Source organism: Synechococcus sp. CS-1328 (assembly GCF_025128095.1).
GTDB lineage: Bacteria > Cyanobacteriota > Cyanobacteriia > PCC-6307 > Cyanobiaceae > CBW1002.
The window spans coordinates 120462-141434 of record NZ_JAHLYT010000048.1 but is presented as its reverse complement, the minus strand read 5'-3'; the positions used below and the strand labels follow the sequence as shown (position 1 = coordinate 141434).

Below are 20973 nucleotides of genomic sequence, written 5' to 3'. Positions count from 1 at the left end.
CAGCTCGGTGACGCTGGCAGGCCTGGATGACAAAGCTGCAGTCTTGAGCTGACGCCCTGAAGCCGAATGCCTAGGCTGAAAAGAGAACATTCTGGTGACCGGCCTGAAGCTTCTCCAGAAACAGCTTCAGGCCAGACAGCATCGGGCCGCGGTGACAACATGAGTCTTTTCGCCAGCTACTCGAAGATTCTCGAGATCGTGGGCGACATCATTCGGGTGGAGGTGCCTGCAGGAGAAGACGTCAATGAAAATACACCGCGCTTCAATGATCTTGCCGTGCTCCAGAACGCCAATGGCAGCTCTTCGCTGGCCCAGGTGATCGATCTCAAGCAGGGCTCGGTGGCCCTGCAGGTGTTTCGCGGTACCAAGGGGGTTTCGACCAACTCCCAGGTGCGCTTTCTCGGCCACCCGATGACGGCCACCTATTCGGACAACATCCTCGGCCGGGTGTTTCGCGGCACCGGCGAGCCGATTGATGGTGGGCCCGATCTGTCGCAGGATCCCCGGGTGCCGATCGGTGGGCCATCGGTGAATCCAATGTGCCGCATCCTGGCCTCCAAGATGATCCGCACAAACGTGCCGATGATCGATATCTACAACTGCCTGGTGGAAAGTCAGAAGATTCCGATCTTCTCCGTCTCCGGTGAACCGTTCAATCCCTTCCTGGCACGGATCGGCATTCAGGCCGATGCCGATGTGGTGGTTTTCGGCGGGCTCGGTCTGATCTTTGACGACTACTACGCCTTCCGCAAGACCTTCGAAGAGGCGGGCGTCTTCCCCCGCACGGTGATGTTCGTCAATCTGGCCTCCGACCCGATCGTGGAACGGATCCTGATCCCCGACATGGCCCTGGCGGTGGCTGAAAAATTTGCCGTGGAAGAAGGCAAGCGTGTGCTGGTGCTGCTCAGCGACATGACCTCCTTTGCCGACGGTCTCAAGGAAATCAGCATCGCCATGGATCAGGTGCCGGCCAACCGTGGTTACCCGGGAGATCTTTACTCCCAGCTGGCGCGCCGCTATGAAAAAGCCGCCGATTATGCCAAGGGCGGCTCCGTGACACTGCTCACGGTCACCACCATGCCCGGCGGCGACGTGACCCACCCGGTGCCGGATAACACCGGCTATATCACCGAAGGGCAGTTCTACCTCCACGACGGCATGATCGATCCCTTCGGTTCCCTGTCGCGGCTCAAGCAGAACGTGATCGGCAAGGTGACCCGGGACGACCACAGCCAGATCATGAATACCACGATCCGCCTGTATGCCGGGGCCAGGGATGCGCAACAGAAACAGGCCATGGCATTCGAACTTTCGGACTACGACCGCAAGCTGATCCACTTCGGCGTCCTCTTCCGTGAACGTTTCATGGACATCAATGTGGATCTGCCGTTGGAGGCGGCACTGGATCTGGCCTGGCAGACCCTGGCCGAGTGCTTTGAACCTCAGGAATTGCTGATGAAGCAGGAACTGATCGACAAGTACTTTCCCCATCCCGTGCCTTCGAAGCCAACTCCTGCGCAGCCAGGCTCTCCGCCACCAGGCCCGCAGAAAGCCGCCGTCGCATGAGCAGACTCTCCCTCACCAAGGCCTCCCTCAGCCGGCAGAAGGGTCTGCTCAAGACCTATCACGATGTCCTGCCGTCGCTGGATCTCAAACGTCGCCAACTCAGTGCAGAGCGTGAAGCCGCCCGCCGCCAGCTGGAGCAAGCCCGGGCCCGGGCGGCGGCCATTGAGACGGAGGTGGGAAAGTCCTGCCCGATGCTGGCCCATGAGCGCATCGACCTCTCGGAGCTGGTGACGATCACCGCCGTCCATCAACGGGAGGAGAACCTGATGGGCACGCGCCTGCCGACGCTGCTGGGGGTGGACTTCCGGGTGGCCGACTACGGCTTGCTCAGCCGACCCTTCTGGGTGGATGCCGTGGTGGGCTGGCTGCAGGAGGCGCTGCGTACTCAGCTGCAACTGCAGGTGGCTGAGCAGCGGCTGGATCTGCTGCGACAGGCCGAGCGCAAGGTGACCCAGCGGTTCAACCTGTTCGACCGGGTGCTGATTCCCCGGACCCGCAGCAACATCAGGCAGATCACGATCTACCTGGCGGACGCGGAGCGGGCCGGAGTGGTGAATTCAAAGATCGCCAAACGCAAGAAAGAACGGCAAACCGCCGTAGTGCCATGACGATCATTCCCCTGGCCAAGCTGACGCTGTTCGGACTCTCCGCCGACCGGAAGCCCCTGCTGGATGGCCTCCAGAGCTTGGGCTGCGTGCATCTGATCCCCCTGGCCAGCAGCACGGAAGACGAGAGTTTCGTGGTCGCACGACCCAGCGAAGACGCCCGCAAGGCCCTTCGCTATCTGATGGATGTCCGGCGACGGCGCCATCAGACACGGGTGGATGCCGCGTTCGATTTCGACCACATCGTGGCCGAGGCCCTGGCCAACAGGCAACGCAAGCAGCAGGCCGAAGATCGAGTGCTGGCGCTTGGCAAGCGCCTCGATGAGCTGGGGCCCTGGGGTGATTTCAGCCTGCCTGATCTGGCTGGTCTGGGGGGCTGCCGTCTCTGGTTCTACCGGGTGCCCCACTCCAAAGTCGCCGCCTTTCGTGCGGCCCTTGGCGGTCTTGCCCTGCCCTGGCAACGGCTGCACGAATGCTCCCGTTACGGCTATTACGCCCTGATCTCCAAGCAGGAACCCGATCCAGCGCTGCTGCCGGTGGCCCGTTCCCATGTGGGGTCCCAATCCCATCAGGACGTGCAGCGCGAACTGGATGACGCCCGTACCGCCCTGGAGGATGTGGAGGCCGAGCACGAATCGCTCAGCCGCTGGGCCTTTCTGCTCTCCAAACACCTCACCCGGGCCGAGGATGCCCAGGCGCGGCAGCAGGCCAGCGGCATGGCGCTCGACGACAACACCCTGATGCAGCTTCAGGGCTGGATCCCTCGCCCCGCCCTGCCCCGTCTCGACACCTTTACGCAGCAGCACGGTCTGGCCTATCTCGCCGAGGTGCCGCAGCCGAAGGACGCGCCTCCGACCCTGTTGCGCAATCCCGGCAGCCTCAGCGGCGGCCAGGATCTGGTCACCTTTTACGAAACCCCCGCCTACCGCGACTGGGATCCTTCGATCATCGTCTTTTTCTCCTTCGCGTTCTTTTTCGCCATGATCATGGCGGACGCCGGCTATGCCCTGCTGCTGGGGCTGGTGGTGGCCCTGAAATGGAAAGCGATGGGACGCTCGCCCAGCGGACGTCACTTCCGCATCCTGGCGGTGGTTGGGCTGGTGATGGCGCTGGTCTATGGAATCCTGGCCGGCAGCTATTTCGGCATCGAACCTCCAGAGGGTTCCCTTCTGGCGCCCTTCAAGCTGCTGGATCTGAATGATTTCGCCGCAATGATGAAGCTGTCGCTGATCGTGGGCTGTGCCCATCTGCTGCTGGCCAATGGCGTGGTGGCCCTGCGGGGCAAGACGCTGGCCCAGACGGCACCACCGATCGGCTGGATGGCGGTGATTCTGGGCGGGCTGACGCTCTATCTCAGCCAGGCCGCGGCACCTTTCCTCCATGTGGGCATCGGTCTGATTGCAGGTGGACTGCTCACCGTTCTGCTGCTCAGCAGTGAACGCCGCATCAACCAGCCGGCCGATCTGCTTCTGCGCCTGCTGGACGGCCTGGGATCACTCACCGCCATCTCGAAGTTGTTCGGCGATGTGATGAGTTATCTGCGTCTGTTTGCCCTGGGCCTGGCCAGTGCATCCCTGGCGATCACCTTCAATCAGCTGGCGGGGCAGGTCTCACACTCGGGCCTGGCTCTGGGTGTACCGATTGCCCTGCTGATTCTCGTGCTGGGCCATGGCATCAATCTGTTGCTGGCCATCATCAGTGGATTTGTGCACGGCCTACGGTTGAACTTCATTGAATTCTTCAACTGGGGGCTATCCGGGGAAGGTGTTCCCTTCAAGCCATTCATCAAAAAGGAGCTTGCCTCGTGAACGACCATTTCGCCCTACTCGCACTCGGCTGGATCGGGATCTATGCACCGGTTTCGCTCGGAGCGATCGGCGCCTCGATCGGCTGCACCATCTCCGGTCAGGCGGCGATCGGCGCGATGATGGAGGTCAACAGCGGTTACGGTCGTTTCGTCGGCCTCTCGGCACTGCCCTCGTCGATGTCGATCTACGGCATCGTGGTGATGTTCATCCTCAACCGGCCGGTGATCCCGGCCAATGCCGGCGCCCTGTTCGGCCTGGGGATGCTGTCAGGCCTCGCCTTTCTGATTGCAGCGATCTACCAGGGTCTCTGCTGCGCATCGGCCATCGCCGGATCGAAGTCGAAGCCGGAGATCTTCGGCCTTGCGTTGGCACCGGCCGCGATCGTGGAGGGCTTCGCCGTCTTTGCCTTTGTGTTTGCCCTGGTGGCTGCCGGTGGGATCCCCAGTAAGTGACCCCAGGTCACTTCACCTGTGTGATCCGCTGTTCCATCTCCTCTGCCCTGGAGTGCGATGCCCAAGTTCCGAGCCAACCGTGACGACACCCCGGCCCAGGTGGCTGCGGGGGTTGAGGAGCTGATCGCCCGTCTGCGCGATCAGGGGGTGGACGCCGGCAGGAGCCAGGCCGATCAGCTGGTGGCCGATGCCCGGGCCGAAGCCCAGCGTCTGGTGGAGCAGGCCCGGCAGCAGGCCGACCAGATTGTGCAGCAGGCCCGTCATCAGGCGGAAACCCTGGAAAACTCGGGCAAGCAGGCCCTGACGCTGGCCCTGCGGGATGCGGTGCTGGAGCTGAAATCGCAGCTGATGGAGCGGTTCCGGGGTGAAGTGCGCCAGCTGGTGGGAGAGGAGCAGCAGAAGCAGGAAATCCTCGAGAAGATGATCGTGGAGGTGGTGGGCCGTGTTCGAGGCGAGGCCGACCGCTCCCAGCAAGCCGAAGTGATCCTGCCCCGCCACATCGCCGGCCTCGACGAACTCAGCCAGAATCCCCAGGAGCTCCAGAACGGCGTGCTCACCCGGTTTGTGCAGCTCGTGTCCCAGGGGATCCTGCGCGAGGGCGTCACCTTCGGCGTCGCGTCCGACCACCAGCAGGGGCTGCGGTTGCGGCTGGTGGATCGCGACGTGGTGCTCGACATCAGTGACGCGGCCGTGGCCGAGGCGATCCTCCAGCATCTGCAACCACGTTTCCGGGCCCTGCTGGAGGGTGTCGTGAAATGAGCCCCCGTTACACGGCCCTGATGGCCAGCCTTCCGCCCCTGGGAGGACTGTTGGAGGCGCGGGCACCGGCGATCTCGATGCTGAAGCTGGAAAGCCGCCTGACCCTGCTGCATCCAGAAGACAAAACCATCCTGGATCTGATGGTGGGTTTCCTCTCCCAGGCGGTGCGGGATGACGACAGCCTGGCCAGTCCGGTGGATACCCGTCTGCTGGCGTCGGCGGATCAGTTCTTCAAGGAGGTGTCAAACCCCACCCTGCGCCAGCTGGTGAGCCAGCGTCTCGACCTGCGTACGATCCTCGCGGCCCTGCGACGTCGCCACCGCGGCGAGAGCGAGCCGCCCACTGGCCCCGCCTGGGGCTTTGGTCCGTGGCTGGGCACGATCCAACGGCGTTGGAAGGAACCGGCCTTCGGTCTTGAGGCGGTCTACCCCTGGATTCCCGAGGTGAACCACCTGCTCGAATCGGGCGATCTGGTGACCCTGGAACGCGCGTTATTCGGGGTGATCTGGCGGGATCTTGACCGGCTTGGCTTCGGTCACCATTTCGATCTTGAAGCGGTGGTTGTGTATGTGGCCCGCTGGGCGCTTGTGGATCGCTGGTCCCATTACGACGCCCGAAAGGCCGTGACCCGCTTTGGCGATCTCGTCAACGCCTCGCTGGCGGGCATCGCCAACGGACCCCAGGCTCCGCCACCCCCACGCTCCGCTCCCGCCACTCAACCCGTCGCTGCCAGCCGATGACCGAAGCCATCTTCAACATCGCCCGTGTGGTCGCCGTGCAGGACGATCTGGTGACAATCGCCATGGCCGACACCAATCCGCGGCCGATCCTCAAAAATGAGGTGATCTATATCCTGCCGACCCGCAAGGACGGAGACCGGCAGGAGCGCCTCAAGGCCGAAGTGCTGCGGGTGCATGGCACCACCGCCGATGCCCAAGTGTACGAAAGCACCAAAGGTGTGGGCGTGGGGGATCCGGTCGAGCAATCGGGCGAATTGCTGTCGGTCACCCTCGGGCCAGGTCTGCTGGGCCAGGTGTACGACGGTCTGCAGAATCCCCTCGCCGGGTTGGCGGCCGGCTATGGCACCTTCCTGCCCCGCGGAGCGGTCGTGGCGCCTCTGGACACCGAACGGAAGTGGTCGTTTCAGTCCACCGCCAGGATGGGCCATCGGCTCAGGGCCGGTGACGTGATCGGCACGGTGCAGGAAGGCCGCTTCACCCACAAGATCATGGTGCCCTTCGACGAGCCCGGGGAGGTCACGCTCGACTGGATCCAACAGGGCAGTTTCACCATCGACACGGCTGTGGCCCGCATCAGGGATGACCAGGGGAACAGCCGTTCGCTCAGCCTCACCCAGGAATGGCCGGTGCGGCGACCCTTGCCCCAGACCCTGCTGGAGCGGCGATTGTGTGAGCGGCTGTATCCGGAGGAGCCGATGATCACCACCCAGCGGATTGTCGACACGTTCCTGCCGATCGCGCGCGGGGGCACCGGTTGCATTCCGGGGCCCTTCGGTGCGGGCAAAACCGTGCTGCAGAACATGATCTCGCGCCACTCCGACGTGGACGTGGTGATCGTGGTGGCTTGCGGGGAGCGGGCCGGCGAGGTGGTGGAAACGATCACCGAATTCCCCAAACTGATCGATCCGAAAACGGGCGGATCCTTGATGGATCGCACAATCATCATCTGCAACACCTCCTCGATGCCCGTGGCGGCTCGGGAGGCTTCGATCTACACCGGGCTCACCCTGGGCGAGTACTACCGCCAGATGGGCTACAACGTGCTGCTGATCGCCGATTCCACCTCGCGCTGGGCCCAGGCAATGCGCGAAACCTCCGGTCGCCTCGAGGAGATCCCCGGCGAAGAGGCCTTTCCGGCCTATCTCGACTCCTCGATCAAGAGTGTGTACGAACGGGCCGGCATCATCCGCACCAACGACGGCAGCGTCGGCAGCCTCACCATGATCGGCACCGTGTCTCCAGCCGGGGGAAATTTCGAGGAACCCGTCACCCAGTCCACCCTCAGCACCGTGAAGGCCTTCCTGGGACTGAGCGCGGATCGGGCCTACAAGCGTTTCTATCCCGCCGTCGACCTTCTGATGTCCTGGTCGCGCTACTTCGTCCAACTGGAGGGCTGGTTTTCCAAGCATATTGCCCCCGACTGGGTGAAGCGGGTGCAGGCGATGACCGATCTGTTACGGCGCGGTGATGCGGTGAATCAGATGATTCAGGTCACCGGTGAGGAAGGCGTCAGCATCGAAGATTTCATCCTGTATCAGAAGTCTCTGTTCCTCGACATGGTGTACCTCCAGCAGGATTCCTTTGATGAGGTGGATTCCAGCTGCCCGATTGAGCGCCAGAAGACCTGCTTCGACCTGGTCTACGGGCTAGTGAATCGCAACTATCACTTCAACGACAAAACAGCTGTTCGTGATTTCTTCACCCGTCTGACGGGTCTGTTCAAGAACCTCAACTATGCACCAACCAGCTCACCCACCTACACAGGATTTCTGCAACAGATCCATGCTCTCGCAGCCACCCAGGCTCAACGGCCAGCCCCCACAAGGCCGGCTGAACCCGTGGCCACCGGCTGAGCACCTCAGACCAGGGTGGCGGAATCCTGTCCGGCGTCATTGCCAGCCATCAGGCCGGTGAGATCGGTGGTGCCGAACACCTGCCGGTAGGCGGCGGTGCTGATGCAGGCCACCACGGGAATGGCCACGAAAATTCCCACCACACAGGCCATCAAACCAAGCAGCATCACAGCGAATTCGGCCAGACTCAGCAGCAGCACCTGGCCCCACTGCGGATCCACCACAGCGCGGCCCCGCTGGAATGTGTCGATCGGGCCCCGTCCCTCCAGCAGGGTTAGCTGGGCCAGGAATTTCTGGTTGATCACCACATAGATCAGCACCACCAAAGCTGCCAGCAACGGCAGGACTGTCAGCACCTGGCCCAGCTGCGCCACGCCGAAGGCCAGGCCGCCGGCCACGAGGAGCATCAACACCAGCAAGGCACCCAGCACCAGCCCGTTGCGGAACAGCCGGGTCATGGCCGCTCCATCCCAGCGCACGAAGGTGTCAAAGCTGGGTTGCCCCCCCTCCAGAGCGCTCCAGGATCCCCGCACCAGGGCAACGCTGCCCCAGAGGCTGACGATCACCCCGGCCAGGGCCCCCACCATTGCCACCAGCGCCATCGGCAGGCTGGTAGGCAGCCCCTCTTCATTGGTGCCCAGCCGCTGAATGGCACTGCAAACAGCATTGGCCACCGTGAGCAACAAGGAGAACCCCACGAACACCCAAGGGGCCCGGCTGAATGCCGCCCAGCCTTGCTGGACCGCTTCGATCACATCCAGCCGGGCCGGACTGGACGGAGAACTCTCGAACATGGAGGCGACTCCCTGGGGAGCATCAGATGCGCCCACCGTAGGGAAAGACACTCGTCAACGCCATGATCGTCCAGAGCCATCACAGACTGAATTGACGGCTCCAGATCGTGTCCTCGGTCTCGGCTCCGTTCAGTCAGCCCAGGGAAGCCACGCTGTTCAACCAACCCGCTGATGGCGCGGCGCCAGAGTGAACGTGCCTTGCTGGTGATTCTGACCTTGCCTTATCTGCTCCACCTTCCCTGCTTCGGAAGGCCGTTGTGGCCAAAACGAATCGATGACAATCAGGCCGGCGATGACATGACCAAAGGAGAATTGACAGGAGGCTTTTCCGGAGGAGTTGGACCACCCTCGAGAAAGAGTGTCTGAGTGGAATAGGCAAAGGCAATGGCTTCGCGTTGAAATTGTTCCATGATCTGCAGGCTCACTTCTTCCTGAAGATTGAGGGCAAGCAGATCATCGCCACTGGGGACAAAAAACACGGACTCAAACTCCAGCGCGCTGCTGGCCAACTGCACGAAGTGGCAGCGGAATCCGGCGCACCTTCTCCAGCGGCGTCTGGTCTTCCACGCGGAGGTGGTGTACCAGGCGGCGTCGGGGCAGATCGCCGAACTTGCGGATCGTCTGGCTGAGCAGATCCTCGTTGCTGATCACGATGCGCCCGCCACCGAGGCTGCCCAGACTGGAGGAACGGATGCCCACCCGCTCCACCGAGGCCCAGTGGTCGCCGACCTGGACACCTGCCCGATCTCGAAGGGTTGATCCAGCAGGATCGTGAGGTCATGGATGAAGTTTGACACCGGCCCCTTCAGGGCCAGGCCCCCGAGCAACCAGAACAGCGTGCGGAGCATCGGGGCCAGACCCTGCAGGGTGGCGATCTGCTTGTCCTTGCCGAACCGCCGCAGCGACCGACCCAACAACAGCAGCAGGCTGCTGTTCACCAGCCGCACCACCAACACGATCGCGACCAACTGAAAACCGCCTCCACGACCCTGTCGAGCCAGGCACCAGTACCAGTGGCCAGAGACTGCAGCTGAGACACCAGGCTCTGCCGCCCCCAGAACGCCACCTCCAGATAGGCCAGCGGTGTGACCGTGCTCAACACCAGGCTGGCCAGCATGTCGTCAGTGCGGCTGCTGCTGGTACGCCCGACCAGTCGCATCACCCAGCGCTTGTGCAGGCGCGCCGCCAGCCAGACCACAACAAACCCCAGGGCCATGCCGCCCAGAGCGGTGAGCAAAGCCATCGCCACCGTGTTGTTAACCGTGTTGTTGATCCCTCCTGTGGATTCTTCCACTGGATCAATCCCCTGAATCAATCAACTGGGCGGCCGATCCGTGGCGGGGGCGCCAGGTTTGATCTCAACCTCTGAAATCCGTTCCTGCAGAGCTCGGCTGAGCTCCGGCGGCAGCTGTAACTGCAAGGCAGCTTCACCGAGATGAAGGGTGCGTTGGGGGAAGGGGATCGTGATGCCGTAGTGCCGCAGGACAGCTTCGATGCGGTAGTTCAGGGCACTGATGATTTCGTACTGGCGAAGTGGCTGATTGATCCAGATCAGCAACTTGAAGTTGAGAGCATTGTCACCGAAGCCCTTGAAGAACACCTGCGGTTCCGGTTCCCTGAGGATGCCGTCAACGTCAGCGCAGGCTTCGCACAGGGCTTGGCGTACCTCTTGTGGATCGCTGCCGTAGGCCACCCCCAGCGGCACCTGCAGGCGGGAGGTGGTGGAGCCGTGGCTCCAGTTCACCACCCGGGATTCGAGGAATTCGGAATTGGGCACGATGATGGCAATCCGATCCAGGGTGAGCACTTCGGTGCTGCGCAGATTCACCCGCTGCACGGTGCCTTGCAGATCGCCGATCTCCACGAAATCCCCCACCCGGATCGGCTGCTCGAAGATGATCACCAGACCGCTCACAAAATTCTTGGTGATGCCCTGCAGGCCGAGGCCCACGCCCACGCCCAGCACACCGGCGAACAGGGTGAGCGAGGACAGATCCAGCCCCCAGAGCTGCAGCAGCACCAGGGTGCCGATGAACAACAGGCCGTAGCGCACCACGAAGGCCACCGCCTCCTGGGCTCCCACGTTGATGCCCGTGTAGCGCAGTACCCGACTGCGCAACAGCCCCTGCAGGACCCCGACCAGGCGGGTGAGCAGCACAAACAACCCCAGCAGCACCACCACATCCAGAACGGAGTAGCTGCGTTCTCCCAACGGCAGAAAAGGGGAGGCGAGGCTGTCGCTCAATGCGGTGACGACGCGATGAAAACCGATCCGGGCGGCGGGAAACGGTTGGGCGGCCAAGGCAATGGCGGCGATCCAGAGGCCGATCTTCAAGGCCAGCACCCCACTGCGCATCAGGAAGTGCAGGCCCTCAACCCGCATCAGCCGCGCCGGATCCTCACTGGCCGGCTCACGATGCCTGTGGGCCAGGTTCCGGGCCAGCCAGCCCAGAGCGAGCTGTCCCAGCCAGGCCAGCAACAGCCAACCTGCCGCCAGCGCCAGACTGCGGCGTACGTGATCCGGTTGACGCTCCCGGCGGCCCTGCTCAATCGCCTGCTCCAGCTCCGCCTTCCAGCGCTCGGCCTGCGTGAACGGATCCAGCCCATCGGGGGCATCGCGCCGGGTCACGGTGAGCAGAACCTGGCCATCAAGGGAGAGCACCGGCAGGTTGTTGCGCTCCCGGATCGTGAGCTGCACGGGGCGACGGGAGAGCACCGCCTGCTGGAGGATGCGGTTGACCGGCTCCACCCGTTGCTCGGCACTGAACTCGTTCGACGACCAGACGCGGAACAGGGAGCGGCCGTCCAGTTCCACCGGCTCGGGCCCCGCCGCCAGGGAGGCGGCATTGGTCAGCGCCCCTGCCGTTTCCGTCGCTGCCGGTGCTTTGGATTCGGCAGGACTCGGCCAGAGCGATGTGGCGCCAACCCCCTGAAGCCCCCCCACTCCGGCCGTGATCGCCAACCAGGCCGCCAGAACGATGGGGACCAGAAACCGACGCAGCCGCTGGCGGCCTCGCTTGTGGCATCTCTGGAGGCATCGCCATGGAGAAGCGCGACGGGTTGGAGCCATGCCGTTCTCTTCAGAGGTCGATGCCCGGTGCTGACACCTAGCCCAGGATCTGCAGCCACCATCCCACCCCTGCGACCAGGCCAAATCCAAACTAATTATTAAGATCGCCTTCCAGGGCTGGAGCGGATGGGACAGCCTTGGACGTGTCACAGTCCGGAGCCTGCTGGATCGGTGAAGCCGTGCCAGTGGGGTCTTCAGCCGGACCGAGTCGCTTGTTCTCCGCAACAGGTCCCCATGGACATCCCACCGCCCTCCCATCCATCGAGCCTCTCGGTTGCGTATCCCGTGGCCCCTGCCCGTGCCACCACGCTGCAGATGCCTACCCTGCGCTCTCGTTCGCGGCTGACCGCCCTGCGGGAGCGGCTGGAGGTGCTGCACGCTCAGCTGGCCGAGCAGGTGGAGCTCCTGCCGATCGGCAATGAGAGCTGGATGGAGACCGAACGCGAGCTGCGGGCCGCGGAATCAGCCATGGCTCAGCTCCATGGCAAGCGCTGGGTCTGAGCAGCGGGCCCCGATGATGGAGGCAGGATCCCAGCCCGTGGCGATTGGCAATCTCCCTGCTCAGCAGCACCGGTTTCAGCGGCGACCATGACCAGCTGCTGCAGGGTTGATCCTTCCTATCTGCGGGCCTGCAAGGCGATCGAAGGGAGCTTTGCCGTGCTGACCAACGGCGAGCACGGCGGTCGCCGCGGCATGAATCCCAGCGGCGAAGCAGCCGTGGGCGATGCCGAACTCAGCTTTCTCGAGCGTCTGCCGATCCGGCTGCGCGAGGACCTGACCACCGTGCTGGACAACCAGGTCTCCCCTGCCTGAACATCAACACCCTCTTCCCGCATTTCGCGGCAGAACCGGATCTGTGGGGCCGGCTGCAGAAGGCCATGGCCGCCCTCATGGAGGGTCTGCTCGAGCAGGAGGCGGCCGCGAACTGCTCAGGCCCGGCCAGGCGAGCGATGCCGGCACCACCGATTTCCAGTTCATGCTGAGCGGTGCGCTCAAGAAAGGCCGGCGTGCTGGTGTTGCTCAATCGCCACGTGCGCACGGCCCACCGCCGCCATGCGGATCTGCTGCGGCTGGCGCAGGAGGGCTTCGATCCGGCCAGGCTGCCGCAGCTGGTGGGCGTCGGCGACACGGTGACCTCCCAGCCGACCAAGCCCGGCTGTGGCGAACGGCTGCGGGGCGGCAGTGATCGGGGCTTCCTGAGGCTGGTTCAGGATCTCGGCCGCCAGTTCGGCACCGACAACGTGGTGCTGTTCGTGGACAGCAGCCACGGCGAGGTGGGGCGGCCCGGTCTGGGGGAGGGGATCAGCGATCCCGCCGATCCGCTGACCCTCCACGACCACTTCGCCGGCGGCCATCGCCACTACACCGATTTGTTCACGCGGCTGGCTGCAGCCCTGAGTGCTGGTGGAGCTGCACAACGATTCTGAGCAGAATCACCTCCTGATGATGGACGAGTCCCCTCACCGGCCAGACGGATGCCCCAGCCGTCCCGATCCCTCTCCCCACAGGACATGCCGGACCCGGGCTCTGCCCCGGACGCTGGGGTGCGCTGGCAGGAGGGCTGGTGGACCACCGCCACCAGCCTGGCGCCCGTAGGCCTGCGTCTTTATCGGCAACGCTGGAGCGGGGCGCCGCCGCCGCGGGCGACGGTGGTGCTGGTGCACGGCATCGGCGGCCACAGCGGCCCGTTTGCGGAACTCGCTCAGGAGCTGGTGGGGCTGGGGCTGGAGGTGTTCGCCTTTGATCTGCCGGGCCATGGCCGTTCCGAGGGGCCCCGGGGGCTGGTGGGTTCCTGGACCGATTACCGCCTCTGTCTGGATCACTTCCTTGCCGGCGAGGTGGCCGCGGCCTGCCCGGGGCTGCCCTGTCTGCTGATCGGCCACAGCCTTGGGGGGACGCTGGTGCTCGATGCCGCCCTTGCTTCGGTTGGGGCAGGAGCCAGTCCGCCGATTGTGGGCGTGGTGGTGTCCAATCCTGCCGTCGGAGAGACCGGCGTGGCGCCCTGGCGGCTGCTCTGTGCGCGGGTGCTGTCGCGGATCTGGCCGGCCTTCAGCCTCTCCACCGGCTTTCCCCTGGAGCTGGCCTGCCGGGATCCGGTTCGCCTGGAGGCCTATCGCCGCGACTCCTACCGCCACAGCCGCTGCTCAGCGCGGCTGGCCACGGAATTCCTGGCGGTGGCGCGGCATCTTCAGGAGCAGGCCCCCGATCTCACCCTGCCGGTGCTGGTGCTGCAGAGCGGCGCCGATGGGGTGACTCCGCCGGCAGGGGCCGAACGGTTTTTCACAGCGGTGCCGGAAGGCAGCAAGACCTGGCGCTTCTACCCGGCCAGCTACCACGAACTCTTCGACGATCTGGATCGCCAGGAGGCTCTGGCCGACCTGCGGAGCTGGATCGAGGCGTTGCTGGCGACGCCAGCGGGATCGCCGTGACGCCCATGCCTGAACGCACCGGCCAGGGACTGGAACCGATCCCACCCCGGCTGAACCTGGCGATGGTGCGTCTGCTGCACGGCCTGCTGCCGCTGCTGTTGCGCTTCCGCTGGTTCGTGTGGCTGCCGGCCCGGATCAAAGCGCTGGAGCTGGTGGAAGGGGAGCGGCTGATGGAGGCGTTCCAGCGCTTTCAGGCCGGAGAGCTGCGCTTGATCCTGGCGTTCCGCCATGGGGAGGTGGATGACCCCCTCTCCGCCTTGTGGCTGCTCTCCCGCGGGCTGCCGGCCCTGGCCCACCGCAGCGGTGTGCATCTGCGCCTGCCGTTGCATGCCCAGTTCCTGTACGACCGCGGCATGCCGCTCTGGGGCGGACGCGGCCTGGGCTGGGTGCTGTCCCGCCTGGGCGGAGTCTCGCTGCGGCGCGGCCGTCGCCCCGACTGGACGGCCCTGCGCACCAGTCGCCACCTGGTGCTGGATGGCACCTGTCCCTTTGCGGTGGCACCGGAGGGGGCGACCAACGGCCATGGCGAACAGCTGGGCCCCCTGGAGAACGGCGTGGCCCAGCTGGGCGTGTGGTGCGTGCAGGACCTGGACCGTGCCGGCCGCAGCGAGGCTGTCTGGATCGTGCCGATCAGCCTGCAGTACCGCTATTGCCGGCAGAACTGGGGGGCACTGGAGAACCTGCTGGCGCGGCTGGAGCTGCTGGTGGGTCTGGCAACCGATCGGGCCGGAACGAGGCCAAAGGATGAAGCGCCAGACAACGCGGCCATCCAGAACCAAGCGGTCAGCACAGACCATGCGGTCAGCACGAACCATTCGGCCAGCACGGACAAGGCGCTGCGGCTCTACCCGCGGCTGCTGGCGATCGGGGACGTACTGCTGGAGCAGCTCGAACGGTTTTACGAACGTCTCATTCCGCAGCCCAGTCCTGGGACCCCAGCCACTGCCGCGCAGGGGAGTACCGCAGATTCGCCCGGCCGGGGTGAGCGGATCCGGGCGCTGCTCGATCGGGCCTTGGCCTTGGCGGAAAACCGCCTCGGTCTCAGCGGCGGCGGCACCCCCGAAGAACGCTGCCGCCGGCTGGAGGAGGAAGGCTGGCGGCGCCAGTTCCGCGAGGATCTGCCGCTCCGCCGCCATCTGTCCCCCCTGGATCGCGCTCTGGCCGATTGGCTTGCCCGCGACGCGGCCATGGCCCTGCGGCACATGCGGTTGGCGGAGGGCCTCGTGGCGGTGTCGGGCGACTACGTGGCCAGCCGCCCCAGCTTCGAGCGCTTCGCAGAAACTGCTCTGTTGCTCCACGATGCACTGCAGAGGCTGCAGGGGGTCCGGCTACCACGCCGGCCAGGGCTCGGGGCTAGGCAGGTGCGCCTCACGGTGGCCGATCCGATTCGGCTGCGACCGCAAGGCAAGCCGCTTCCGGCCGCAGCGCCGGTTGGGCCCGGCAACGGCGGACGCCAGCGGCAACGGACCGCAGCAATCACCGCCCGCATCCAGGCGGCTTTCGAGCAGGCGTTGATCTGATCCAGGAAGGCCAGGGGATCTGGCCAAGGGTGAGGGGTGGAACCGGCTGGCCATGAGAGCATCCGCAAGACCCAAGGCCTCTGCCGCCCAGTTCCGATGAGCCTGCCGCCCCTCCCTGCTCTGGTTACCATCCTGGCCCTGGTGCTCTACCAGGCCACGACCCTGCTGGTGGGCCGGGCGCGGGTTCAGCACCACGTCAAGCCCCCCGCAACCACCGGACCCGAGGGCTTCGAGCGCGCCCTGCGGGTGCAGCAGAACACTCTGGAGCAGCTGGTGTTCTTCCTGCCCACCTTCTGGATGGCGGTGAGCCTCAATCAGGCCGGCGTGGCCTGCGCCCTCGGCTTCGTGTGGATCGGGGCGCGGATTGCCTATGCGGTGGGTTACATGCAGGCGCCGGAAAAGCGTGGCCCCGGCTTCGGCATCGCCCTTCTGGTCAGCGTGGCCCTGCTGGTGAGGGCCTTCGTGGGCGTGGTGGCACAGATGGGCTGAACCGCTGGGCTGAACCGCTGCGATCACAGCTGGGATCAACCTGGCCTCACAGCTGCAATCAATGTTGAGATTCTCAGGCGCTGGCGCTGATCGACTCGAGCAGCCCATAGCGATCGTGACGCCGCTCGATGCGAGCCCCTTGCCGGGCCCAGGCCGGCTGCCACTGCAGGGCCACCATCTGGGGTTGATCGGGCTGGCGTTGCAGCGGGATGTCGATCTGCACATCCGCTTCCGGCTGCCAGCGGAGCAGCGAAAGACCGTTGGCCTGCCAGACGGTGGTGGGAGGCGGCAGACGAAGCGGAGCTGGTGGAACCGGATCCTGCCGGCCCGGTCGCCCCTCGTTCACATAGACCAGGCTGGAGAGGCCATCGGCGGCGAGCTCGATCACGACCCGGCGGCGCCGATCGCCCAGCACCACACAGAGTTCGCTCACCCAGGTCCAGGGGCCGATCCGGCTCGGGCCCAGGCTCCAGTGGCCATCTGGGGAGATCTGCATCTCCGAGGGGGGTTCGCGGAAGCGCATCGTGCGCACCGCGCCGCTGCTGCCGTTGGTGAGAGCCGCCTCGATCTCGGGGAGGGCAAAGTCCTCAGGTCCGATCGTTCGTTCCTGCACCTCCAGGTGGCTGGCAAAGCGGTCGAGCTCGTGGCCCTGGCCGTCGAGCCGGATGAAGCTGCCCTCCCAGAGGCCGGCGTTGTGCTGGAGCAGGGTGATGCGCCGCTGACTGCCATACGGCAGCGTTGGCTCCTGGCCGGAACGGGCGGGTTGAGGCGGCGCGTTGGTGGTCATGGGCGTGGGGTGGAGCTGACGGGCGGCCATGAAGAGACCATGGGAGGGTCGTGAGCCTCCAGGACGGTTGTGACCGAACCCACCGCGTCCTAACCCTCCGTGTCCGAAACCTCCGCGTCCGAACCCACCGTGTCCAACCCGCCTTCAGGCTTGCCGCCAGTCCCATCGACCCCTGCGCCGGCAGGGCCGGGCATCTGGTCGACCAAGCCCTGGTGGTGCCAGCCCTGGTCGATCCTGCTGACGGGAGTGGTGGCGGTGGCGGCGAGCTGGTGGCTGCTGCATCGCTGGTGGCTGAGCGGCCTTGTGGCCTCGGGGGTGCTGCTCTGGTGGGGGCTGTTCCTGGTGCTGGTTCCAGCGGCCTATCGAGCCCAGATGGAACCCGAAAAGCCAGACATCCTTGGGCAGGGCTGAAAGGGCACCACTGGGAGTAATGCTTCCGAGAACGGGCTGGGATCTCAGGCCACTGGTTGCATCAAACCGCCGCCGTGGTTGTCGTCGTCATCGTTGTTCTCCCGATCACCCTGCAGAAGGGCATAGAGGCCGAGGGCGAGAAGGCTGACCATCCCAGACACAATCCCGAAGCCGCCCTGGAGGCTTCCACCCACATCGACCAGCTCACCCACGTCTGCTCTGCGCAAAGATTGTGAGAATTGTAACGTTCTTTTGCGGAGGCTGTGCTGGACCCTGTCTTTCCCTCTCTCCCGGGCAAGTCGGCACCTGGCTGCTGGCCAACGTCGACAGGGGGGACGCGGTGTAGGCGGAACCGATGGCGCAGCTCCAGCTGGCTTCGTGGTCACATCCGGTCACACCTTGGTGGCGGCAAGTCACACCTGACGGGCCCCTCTGGACGGACAGTGAAGAGGTGGCTCACCTGCCGCCATGACTCGATCCCATCTCATTCCACGCCCAGGTCGCCAGCCACTGGCCATGCCCCACAGCCGCCCCGATCCCCAGACACCCGCGCCTGCAAAGCCCAACGGACGGGGTCTGATCCGCAACCTGGTGCTGGCGCTTCTGGGAGCGGCGACCATCAGCCTGGCCCTCGCCCCAACGGCGGCAGGCGCAACCAACTGGGAATCGATCGATCGCCTGCGGCTGCTGCTGAAGCGCGCCGGGGTGCAGGTGGTGCAACGCGACTGCGGTCAGCGGGGGCTGCAGGGCCTCTACAACCACGGCAGCGACACGATCGTGATCTGCAGGGTTCATAACAGCCCCCAGGCGGTCTGGAACACCCTGGCCCATGAGGCCACCCATCGGATGCAGGCCTGCCGTGGCGGTGCCATCACCGATTCGACTTACCACCGCTCCATGGCCCAATCTCTGGCCAGACGATCACCAGAGGATCTGGCATCCCTGCGCCTCTATCCAGCCCGCGAACGCGCTGGAGAACTGGAGGCCCGGTACACCGCCCAGCTGCCCCCATCGCAGGTGATCCAACTGTTTGAACGCTATTGCGGCTAACGCCTCCCTCCCCTCTCTCTCAGCACGCCTGGATTCGACCATGAACAACCTGCTTCTCTCCCTGGCCATGGCGGCCCTGAGTCAGTTTTCCAGCCTGGGGCTTGGCGGCTTCGGGCCTGGCCTTGGCGGTGGCGGGTTTGGCGGTGGTGGATTTGGTGGTGGACTTGGGGGTGGACTTGGCGGTGGTTTTGGCGGCGGCTTCGGCATTCCCGGTCTCGGCGGCGGCGGCAGTCGGCCCCGCTTTCCAACGGCCGCCCCATCCGGAGCATCCGAACAGCTGGCCAGCGTGGCCGTGGTGCAGTGCCTGCTCTCGGACGGCCAACTCGATCGCAACCAGGCCCGGAGCCTGCTCAACCATCAGGCGCAGCGACGGGGCTGGCCAAGGGGATGGGAAACGGGGGTGTCCTCCCGCCAGGTCGAGCAGATGATCGGGGGTGCCGGGGGCTGTGATCCGCTGCTGGCCCAGCTGCGTCAAGGCGGCAGCGCCACCGGTGGCCGCCGCGGCAACGGCATCGCAATCCGGTCCTACGCGGCGCCTTCAGGAGTCATGCCATCACCAGGGGCCGGGCGCAGCGAAAGCGAGGGGTTCGGCCTGGCGCCCTACCGCTGAAACAAGGGCCACGTCCCAGGATCACCCGAAGCGCGGCTGATCCGGACGAATCGATCAGGCCGATCCAGCGCAATCCGATTGGGGGCAATCCGATCGGGGGCAAGATTGCATCCAACCAGACGGAAGCGGAACGATGCGCTGGGCTTCTGGCTTCAGGCCAAGGCAATGGTTGCGTGACCACTGGGCCATCGCCCTCCTGGCCGTGGGCGCAGCGGCAGGAAGCCTGCTGCCACTCCACCCGTTCTTTGGAGCCCACTGGCAACTGGGATCGATTGCCACCGTCTTCGCCGTGTTGCGCTTCGGTTGGTGGGGTGTCCTGGTGGGGGCCGCCGAGGCGTTGGCGGAAACCTGGACACAGGGGCCCTGGTGCATCCCGGTGGTTCTGCTGGAGGTGGTATGGCTGAAGCTGTTTCTGGATCGCCTCAATAATGGCCGGCGCAATGCCGATAATGGCCGCATCATCCTCGCGGATGTTGGCTTCTGGCTGATCGCCGGCATTCCAATCATCCTGCTGTTCCATATCTTGCTGCCGAACCTGAGCAGCGTCGATGGTCTGACACAGGCGCTGGTGCAGAGCGTGAACAACGTCGTGAATACCACGATCGGCTTCACACTCTATCTGCTTGTGAAATTCCGATATCCCGGAAAGATCGTTGTCAAGGGAATTTCAATCCGGGGATTGAGCATGAGCATCGTGCTGCTTGCGATCGCCATTCCCACCTTTGCAGTCAGCTCCCTGTTGGCGGGCAACCTTCAACTGAGCTTGCAGCAGAAAGAGCGGCACATGCTGAGCCTGCTCGCCAATCGAGCCATCACAATGTCAAATCAGGAGTTTGCCTTCTTGCAGCGGGCTCTACCCGATGGAGTGGAGCGCATGGAAGTTCGGATCCGCCGTAGCAATGGCGAGATTCTGGCTACAGATAGCCAACTCTTCGATACCCTGAACCAGGGCTACGAACCGTTCAAGCAAGCCATCCTTCCGCGGGAGGATCTGATGCTGAAGATTCCACGAAATCGTCAGCCATGGAGACGCAGACTCGAACAGGGTTACTGGATCTACGAGGCCAGCCTGGGCAATCACCAATCCAGACAAACCTCCACCCGGATCACCGTGGCCTATGCCGCCGCCGAAACAATCCAGGCCCTGCAACGGCAAACCACCCAGACCGTGAGCCTGATGGCCTGGGTGATCCTGATCGGCGCCCTGCTCAGCCACTGGCTGGGCCGCAGCCTCGATCAGCAGTTCGTCAAGGTCTTGGCGCCGATCTTCCGCCACCAGGCCCGGCAGGGCAGCGGCAAGGCCAGCCTTTACGCGGTCCCGAGCCTGGCCACCTCGGTCATCCTGGAGCTCAATGCCATGGTGAAGCTGATCAACAGTCGACTGGTGCGCGTCAACCGGCTCAATCGGGAGCTGGAGGAGATGAACATCGAGCTCGAACGCTCCCGCCAGGAACTGCATCACCTGAGCACCACCGATCCACTCACTGGTTGCTACAATCGCCGGGAACTAATTCGCCGACTCAAAGAAGAAATTGCCCGCGCCGATCGACAAGAAGGCGAGCTGAGTTATCTCTGCTTCGACATCGATTTCTTCAAGCGCGTCAACGACACCTACGGCCACGCCATGGGCGACGCCGTGCTCGTGAACGTCGCCGATGCGATCCGCAGCCGCCTGCGGGCCACCGACTGTTTCTGCCGCAGCGGCGGTGAAGAATTCACGATCCTGTTACCGAACTGTTCCAGCGAAGCCGGTCTCAATTACGCCGAACTGCAACGCCTCGGTGTGGCGGACACTGTCACCACCCTCGATGGCACGGCCGTGCAGGTGACCATCAGTCTCGGCCTCAGCACCTACCGCCCCGACCAGGATGACGCCGAAGCCCTGATGGCTCGCGCCGATGCGGCCCTCTACGCCTCCAAGGAGAACGGTCGCAACCAGGTCACGCTGGGCTGACTGGCCGAAACCCTGCCGCACCGTCAGGATGGGGCGTGCGGCAGCCCGGCCTTGACATGGACAACGACGTTTTGTT

Annotated in this window: 24 protein-coding genes and 1 pseudogene; 18 read left to right on the top strand and 7 right to left on the bottom strand. The window is 64.6% G+C overall.

All coding sequences use genetic code 11. The annotated features are described in order from the left end of the window. The first annotated feature begins 159 nt into the window (after positions 1-159). From KQ310_RS08845 to KQ310_RS08815, 7 genes are read left to right on the top strand one after another with little or no spacing between them, the layout of a single operon-like run. Positions 160-1566, top strand: coding sequence for a V-type ATP synthase subunit B (locus KQ310_RS08845; protein WP_259721384.1), 1407 nt, complete (start codon positions 160-162; stop codon positions 1564-1566). Further along, a complete protein-coding gene (locus KQ310_RS08840; protein WP_259721383.1) occupies positions 1563-2174 on the top strand; it encodes a V-type ATP synthase subunit D in 612 nt (203 codons plus the stop codon). Before KQ310_RS08845 ends, KQ310_RS08840 begins: the two co-directional genes overlap by 4 nt. After that, complete coding sequence (locus tag KQ310_RS08835) at positions 2171-3979, top strand: V-type ATP synthase subunit I (RefSeq protein WP_259721382.1); 1809 nt, start codon at positions 2171-2173, stop codon at positions 3977-3979. The genes KQ310_RS08840 and KQ310_RS08835 overlap by 4 nt, the downstream gene beginning before the upstream one ends. Further along, the gene (locus KQ310_RS08830; protein WP_259721381.1) at positions 3976-4431 is read left to right on the top strand and encodes an ATP synthase subunit C; all 456 of its coding nucleotides are present in this window, start codon (positions 3976-3978) and stop codon (positions 4429-4431) included. The genes KQ310_RS08835 and KQ310_RS08830 overlap by 4 nt, the downstream gene beginning before the upstream one ends. A gap of 57 nt (positions 4432-4488) precedes the next feature. Further along, on the top strand, positions 4489-5190 hold the full coding sequence (locus tag KQ310_RS08825; RefSeq protein WP_259721380.1) for a hypothetical protein: 702 nt from the start codon (positions 4489-4491) through the stop codon (positions 5188-5190). Next, positions 5187-5930 carry a DUF2764 family protein gene (locus KQ310_RS08820; protein WP_259721379.1) on the top strand — a complete coding sequence of 248 codons (744 nt, stop codon included), beginning with the start codon at positions 5187-5189 and terminating at the stop codon, positions 5928-5930. Before KQ310_RS08825 ends, KQ310_RS08820 begins: the two co-directional genes overlap by 4 nt. Next, entirely contained in the window at positions 5927-7783 is a 1857-nt protein-coding gene (locus KQ310_RS08815; RefSeq protein ID WP_259721378.1) for a V-type ATP synthase subunit A, read from the top strand. Before KQ310_RS08820 ends, KQ310_RS08815 begins: the two co-directional genes overlap by 4 nt. A 5-nt stretch (positions 7784-7788) precedes the next feature. Here the strand turns inward: KQ310_RS08815 and KQ310_RS08810 are convergent, their stop codons facing one another. The 6 genes from KQ310_RS08810 to KQ310_RS08785 form a co-directional block, all read right to left on the bottom strand. After that, a complete protein-coding gene (locus KQ310_RS08810) occupies positions 7789-8577 on the bottom strand; it encodes a hypothetical protein (protein WP_259721377.1) in 789 nt (262 codons plus the stop codon). Positions 8578-8858: 281 nt separating this feature from the next. Then, positions 8859-9086 carry a hypothetical protein gene (locus KQ310_RS08805; RefSeq protein WP_259721376.1) on the bottom strand — a complete coding sequence of 76 codons (228 nt, stop codon included), beginning with the start codon at positions 9084-9086 and terminating at the stop codon, positions 8859-8861. Further along, positions 9061-9228 carry a hypothetical protein gene (locus KQ310_RS08800; RefSeq protein WP_259721375.1) on the bottom strand — a complete coding sequence of 56 codons (168 nt, stop codon included), beginning with the start codon at positions 9226-9228 and terminating at the stop codon, positions 9061-9063. The genes KQ310_RS08805 and KQ310_RS08800 overlap by 26 nt, the downstream gene beginning before the upstream one ends. Further along, positions 9225-9545 carry a mechanosensitive ion channel family protein gene (locus tag KQ310_RS08795; RefSeq protein WP_259721374.1) on the bottom strand — a complete coding sequence of 107 codons (321 nt, stop codon included), beginning with the start codon at positions 9543-9545 and terminating at the stop codon, positions 9225-9227. The genes KQ310_RS08800 and KQ310_RS08795 overlap by 4 nt, the downstream gene beginning before the upstream one ends. Next, positions 9512-9820: a hypothetical protein gene (locus KQ310_RS08790; protein WP_259721373.1), complete on the bottom strand. Its 309-nt coding sequence runs from the start codon at positions 9818-9820 to the stop codon at positions 9512-9514. The genes KQ310_RS08795 and KQ310_RS08790 overlap by 34 nt, the downstream gene beginning before the upstream one ends. 72 nt (positions 9821-9892) lie before the next feature. Further along, complete coding sequence (locus KQ310_RS08785) at positions 9893-11539, bottom strand: mechanosensitive ion channel family protein (protein WP_259721372.1); 1647 nt, start codon at positions 11537-11539, stop codon at positions 9893-9895. A gap of 393 nt (positions 11540-11932) precedes the next feature. Here KQ310_RS08785 and KQ310_RS08780 point away from each other — a divergent pair, with 393 nt between their 5' ends. The 7 genes and pseudogenes from KQ310_RS08780 to KQ310_RS08755 all read left to right on the top strand — a co-directional run bounded on the left by KQ310_RS08780 (position 11933) and on the right by KQ310_RS08755 (position 16085). Continuing rightward, positions 11933-12148 (top strand): hypothetical protein, encoded by a 216-nt coding sequence (locus KQ310_RS08780; protein WP_259721371.1) that lies wholly within the window; start codon positions 11933-11935, stop codon positions 12146-12148. A gap of 87 nt (positions 12149-12235) precedes the next feature. After that, positions 12236-12460, top strand: coding sequence for a glucosylglycerol 3-phosphatase (locus KQ310_RS08775; RefSeq protein WP_259721370.1), 225 nt, complete (start codon positions 12236-12238; stop codon positions 12458-12460). A gap of 43 nt (positions 12461-12503) precedes the next feature. After that, a pseudogene (locus KQ310_RS16025) lies at positions 12504-12605 on the top strand (hypothetical protein); the annotation flags it as partial. Positions 12606-12633: 28 nt separating this feature from the next. Continuing rightward, a complete protein-coding gene (locus KQ310_RS08770; RefSeq protein WP_259721369.1) occupies positions 12634-13074 on the top strand; it encodes a glucosylglycerol 3-phosphatase in 441 nt (146 codons plus the stop codon). A gap of 84 nt (positions 13075-13158) precedes the next feature. Continuing rightward, positions 13159-14076, top strand: coding sequence for an alpha/beta hydrolase (locus tag KQ310_RS08765; protein ID WP_259721368.1), 918 nt, complete (start codon positions 13159-13161; stop codon positions 14074-14076). A 5-nt stretch (positions 14077-14081) separates the two neighbouring features. Next, positions 14082-15596, top strand: a complete 1515-nt coding sequence (locus tag KQ310_RS08760) for a 1-acyl-sn-glycerol-3-phosphate acyltransferase (protein WP_259721367.1) — start codon at positions 14082-14084, stop codon at positions 15594-15596. Positions 15597-15692: 96 nt separating this feature from the next. Continuing rightward, a complete protein-coding gene (locus KQ310_RS08755; protein ID WP_259721366.1) occupies positions 15693-16085 on the top strand; it encodes an MAPEG family protein in 393 nt (130 codons plus the stop codon). Positions 16086-16158: 73 nt separating this feature from the next. On the opposite strand, the gene KQ310_RS08750 is transcribed toward KQ310_RS08755, so the two are convergent. Continuing rightward, complete coding sequence (locus tag KQ310_RS08750; RefSeq protein WP_259721365.1) at positions 16159-16902, bottom strand: DUF3598 family protein; 744 nt, start codon at positions 16900-16902, stop codon at positions 16159-16161. Positions 16903-16971: 69 nt separating this feature from the next. Here KQ310_RS08750 and KQ310_RS08745 point away from each other — a divergent pair, with 69 nt between their 5' ends. The 4 genes from KQ310_RS08745 to KQ310_RS08730 all read left to right on the top strand — a co-directional run bounded on the left by KQ310_RS08745 (position 16972) and on the right by KQ310_RS08730 (position 20897). Continuing rightward, positions 16972-17283: a DUF6737 family protein gene (locus KQ310_RS08745; RefSeq protein ID WP_311134725.1), complete on the top strand. Its 312-nt coding sequence runs from the start codon at positions 16972-16974 to the stop codon at positions 17281-17283. Between the two features lie 468 nt (positions 17284-17751). Beyond that, on the top strand, positions 17752-18333 hold the full coding sequence (locus tag KQ310_RS08740; RefSeq protein WP_259721364.1) for a hypothetical protein: 582 nt from the start codon (positions 17752-17754) through the stop codon (positions 18331-18333). A gap of 40 nt (positions 18334-18373) precedes the next feature. Beyond that, the gene (locus KQ310_RS08735; RefSeq protein WP_259721363.1) at positions 18374-18943 is read left to right on the top strand and encodes a hypothetical protein; all 570 of its coding nucleotides are present in this window, start codon (positions 18374-18376) and stop codon (positions 18941-18943) included. Between the two features lie 169 nt (positions 18944-19112). Beyond that, on the top strand, positions 19113-20897 hold the full coding sequence (locus KQ310_RS08730; protein WP_259721362.1) for a GGDEF domain-containing protein: 1785 nt from the start codon (positions 19113-19115) through the stop codon (positions 20895-20897). The last annotated feature ends 76 nt before the right edge of the window (positions 20898-20973 follow it).

Bases quoted from the DNA above. Each gene is read 5' to 3' on its own strand.
- KQ310_RS08825 (WP_259721380.1), top strand. From the start codon at position 4,489: ATGCCCAAGTTCCGAGCCAACCGTGACGACACCCCGGCCCAGGTGGCT.
- KQ310_RS08835 (WP_259721382.1), top strand. From the start codon at position 2,171: ATGACGATCATTCCCCTGGCCAAGCTGACGCTGTTCGGACTCTCCGCC.
- KQ310_RS08765 (WP_259721368.1), top strand. From the start codon at position 13,159: ATGCCGGACCCGGGCTCTGCCCCGGACGCTGGGGTGCGCTGGCAGGAG.
- KQ310_RS08735 (WP_259721363.1), top strand. From the start codon at position 18,374: ATGAACAACCTGCTTCTCTCCCTGGCCATGGCGGCCCTGAGTCAGTTT.
- KQ310_RS08755 (WP_259721366.1), top strand. From the start codon at position 15,693: ATGAGCCTGCCGCCCCTCCCTGCTCTGGTTACCATCCTGGCCCTGGTG.
- KQ310_RS08790 (WP_259721373.1), bottom strand. From the start codon at position 9,820: ATGGCTTTGCTCACCGCTCTGGGCGGCATGGCCCTGGGGTTTGTTGTG.
- KQ310_RS08760 (WP_259721367.1), top strand. From the start codon at position 14,082: ATGCCTGAACGCACCGGCCAGGGACTGGAACCGATCCCACCCCGGCTG.
- KQ310_RS08740 (WP_259721364.1), top strand. From the start codon at position 17,752: ATGACTCGATCCCATCTCATTCCACGCCCAGGTCGCCAGCCACTGGCC.
- KQ310_RS08840 (WP_259721383.1), top strand. From the start codon at position 1,563: ATGAGCAGACTCTCCCTCACCAAGGCCTCCCTCAGCCGGCAGAAGGGT.
- KQ310_RS08775 (WP_259721370.1), top strand. From the start codon at position 12,236: ATGACCAGCTGCTGCAGGGTTGATCCTTCCTATCTGCGGGCCTGCAAG.
- KQ310_RS08815 (WP_259721378.1), top strand. From the start codon at position 5,927: ATGACCGAAGCCATCTTCAACATCGCCCGTGTGGTCGCCGTGCAGGAC.
- KQ310_RS08820 (WP_259721379.1), top strand. From the start codon at position 5,187: ATGAGCCCCCGTTACACGGCCCTGATGGCCAGCCTTCCGCCCCTGGGA.
- KQ310_RS08845 (WP_259721384.1), top strand. From the start codon at position 160: ATGAGTCTTTTCGCCAGCTACTCGAAGATTCTCGAGATCGTGGGCGAC.
- KQ310_RS08750 (WP_259721365.1), bottom strand. From the start codon at position 16,902: ATGGCCGCCCGTCAGCTCCACCCCACGCCCATGACCACCAACGCGCCG.
- KQ310_RS08810 (WP_259721377.1), bottom strand. From the start codon at position 8,577: ATGTTCGAGAGTTCTCCGTCCAGTCCGGCCCGGCTGGATGTGATCGAA.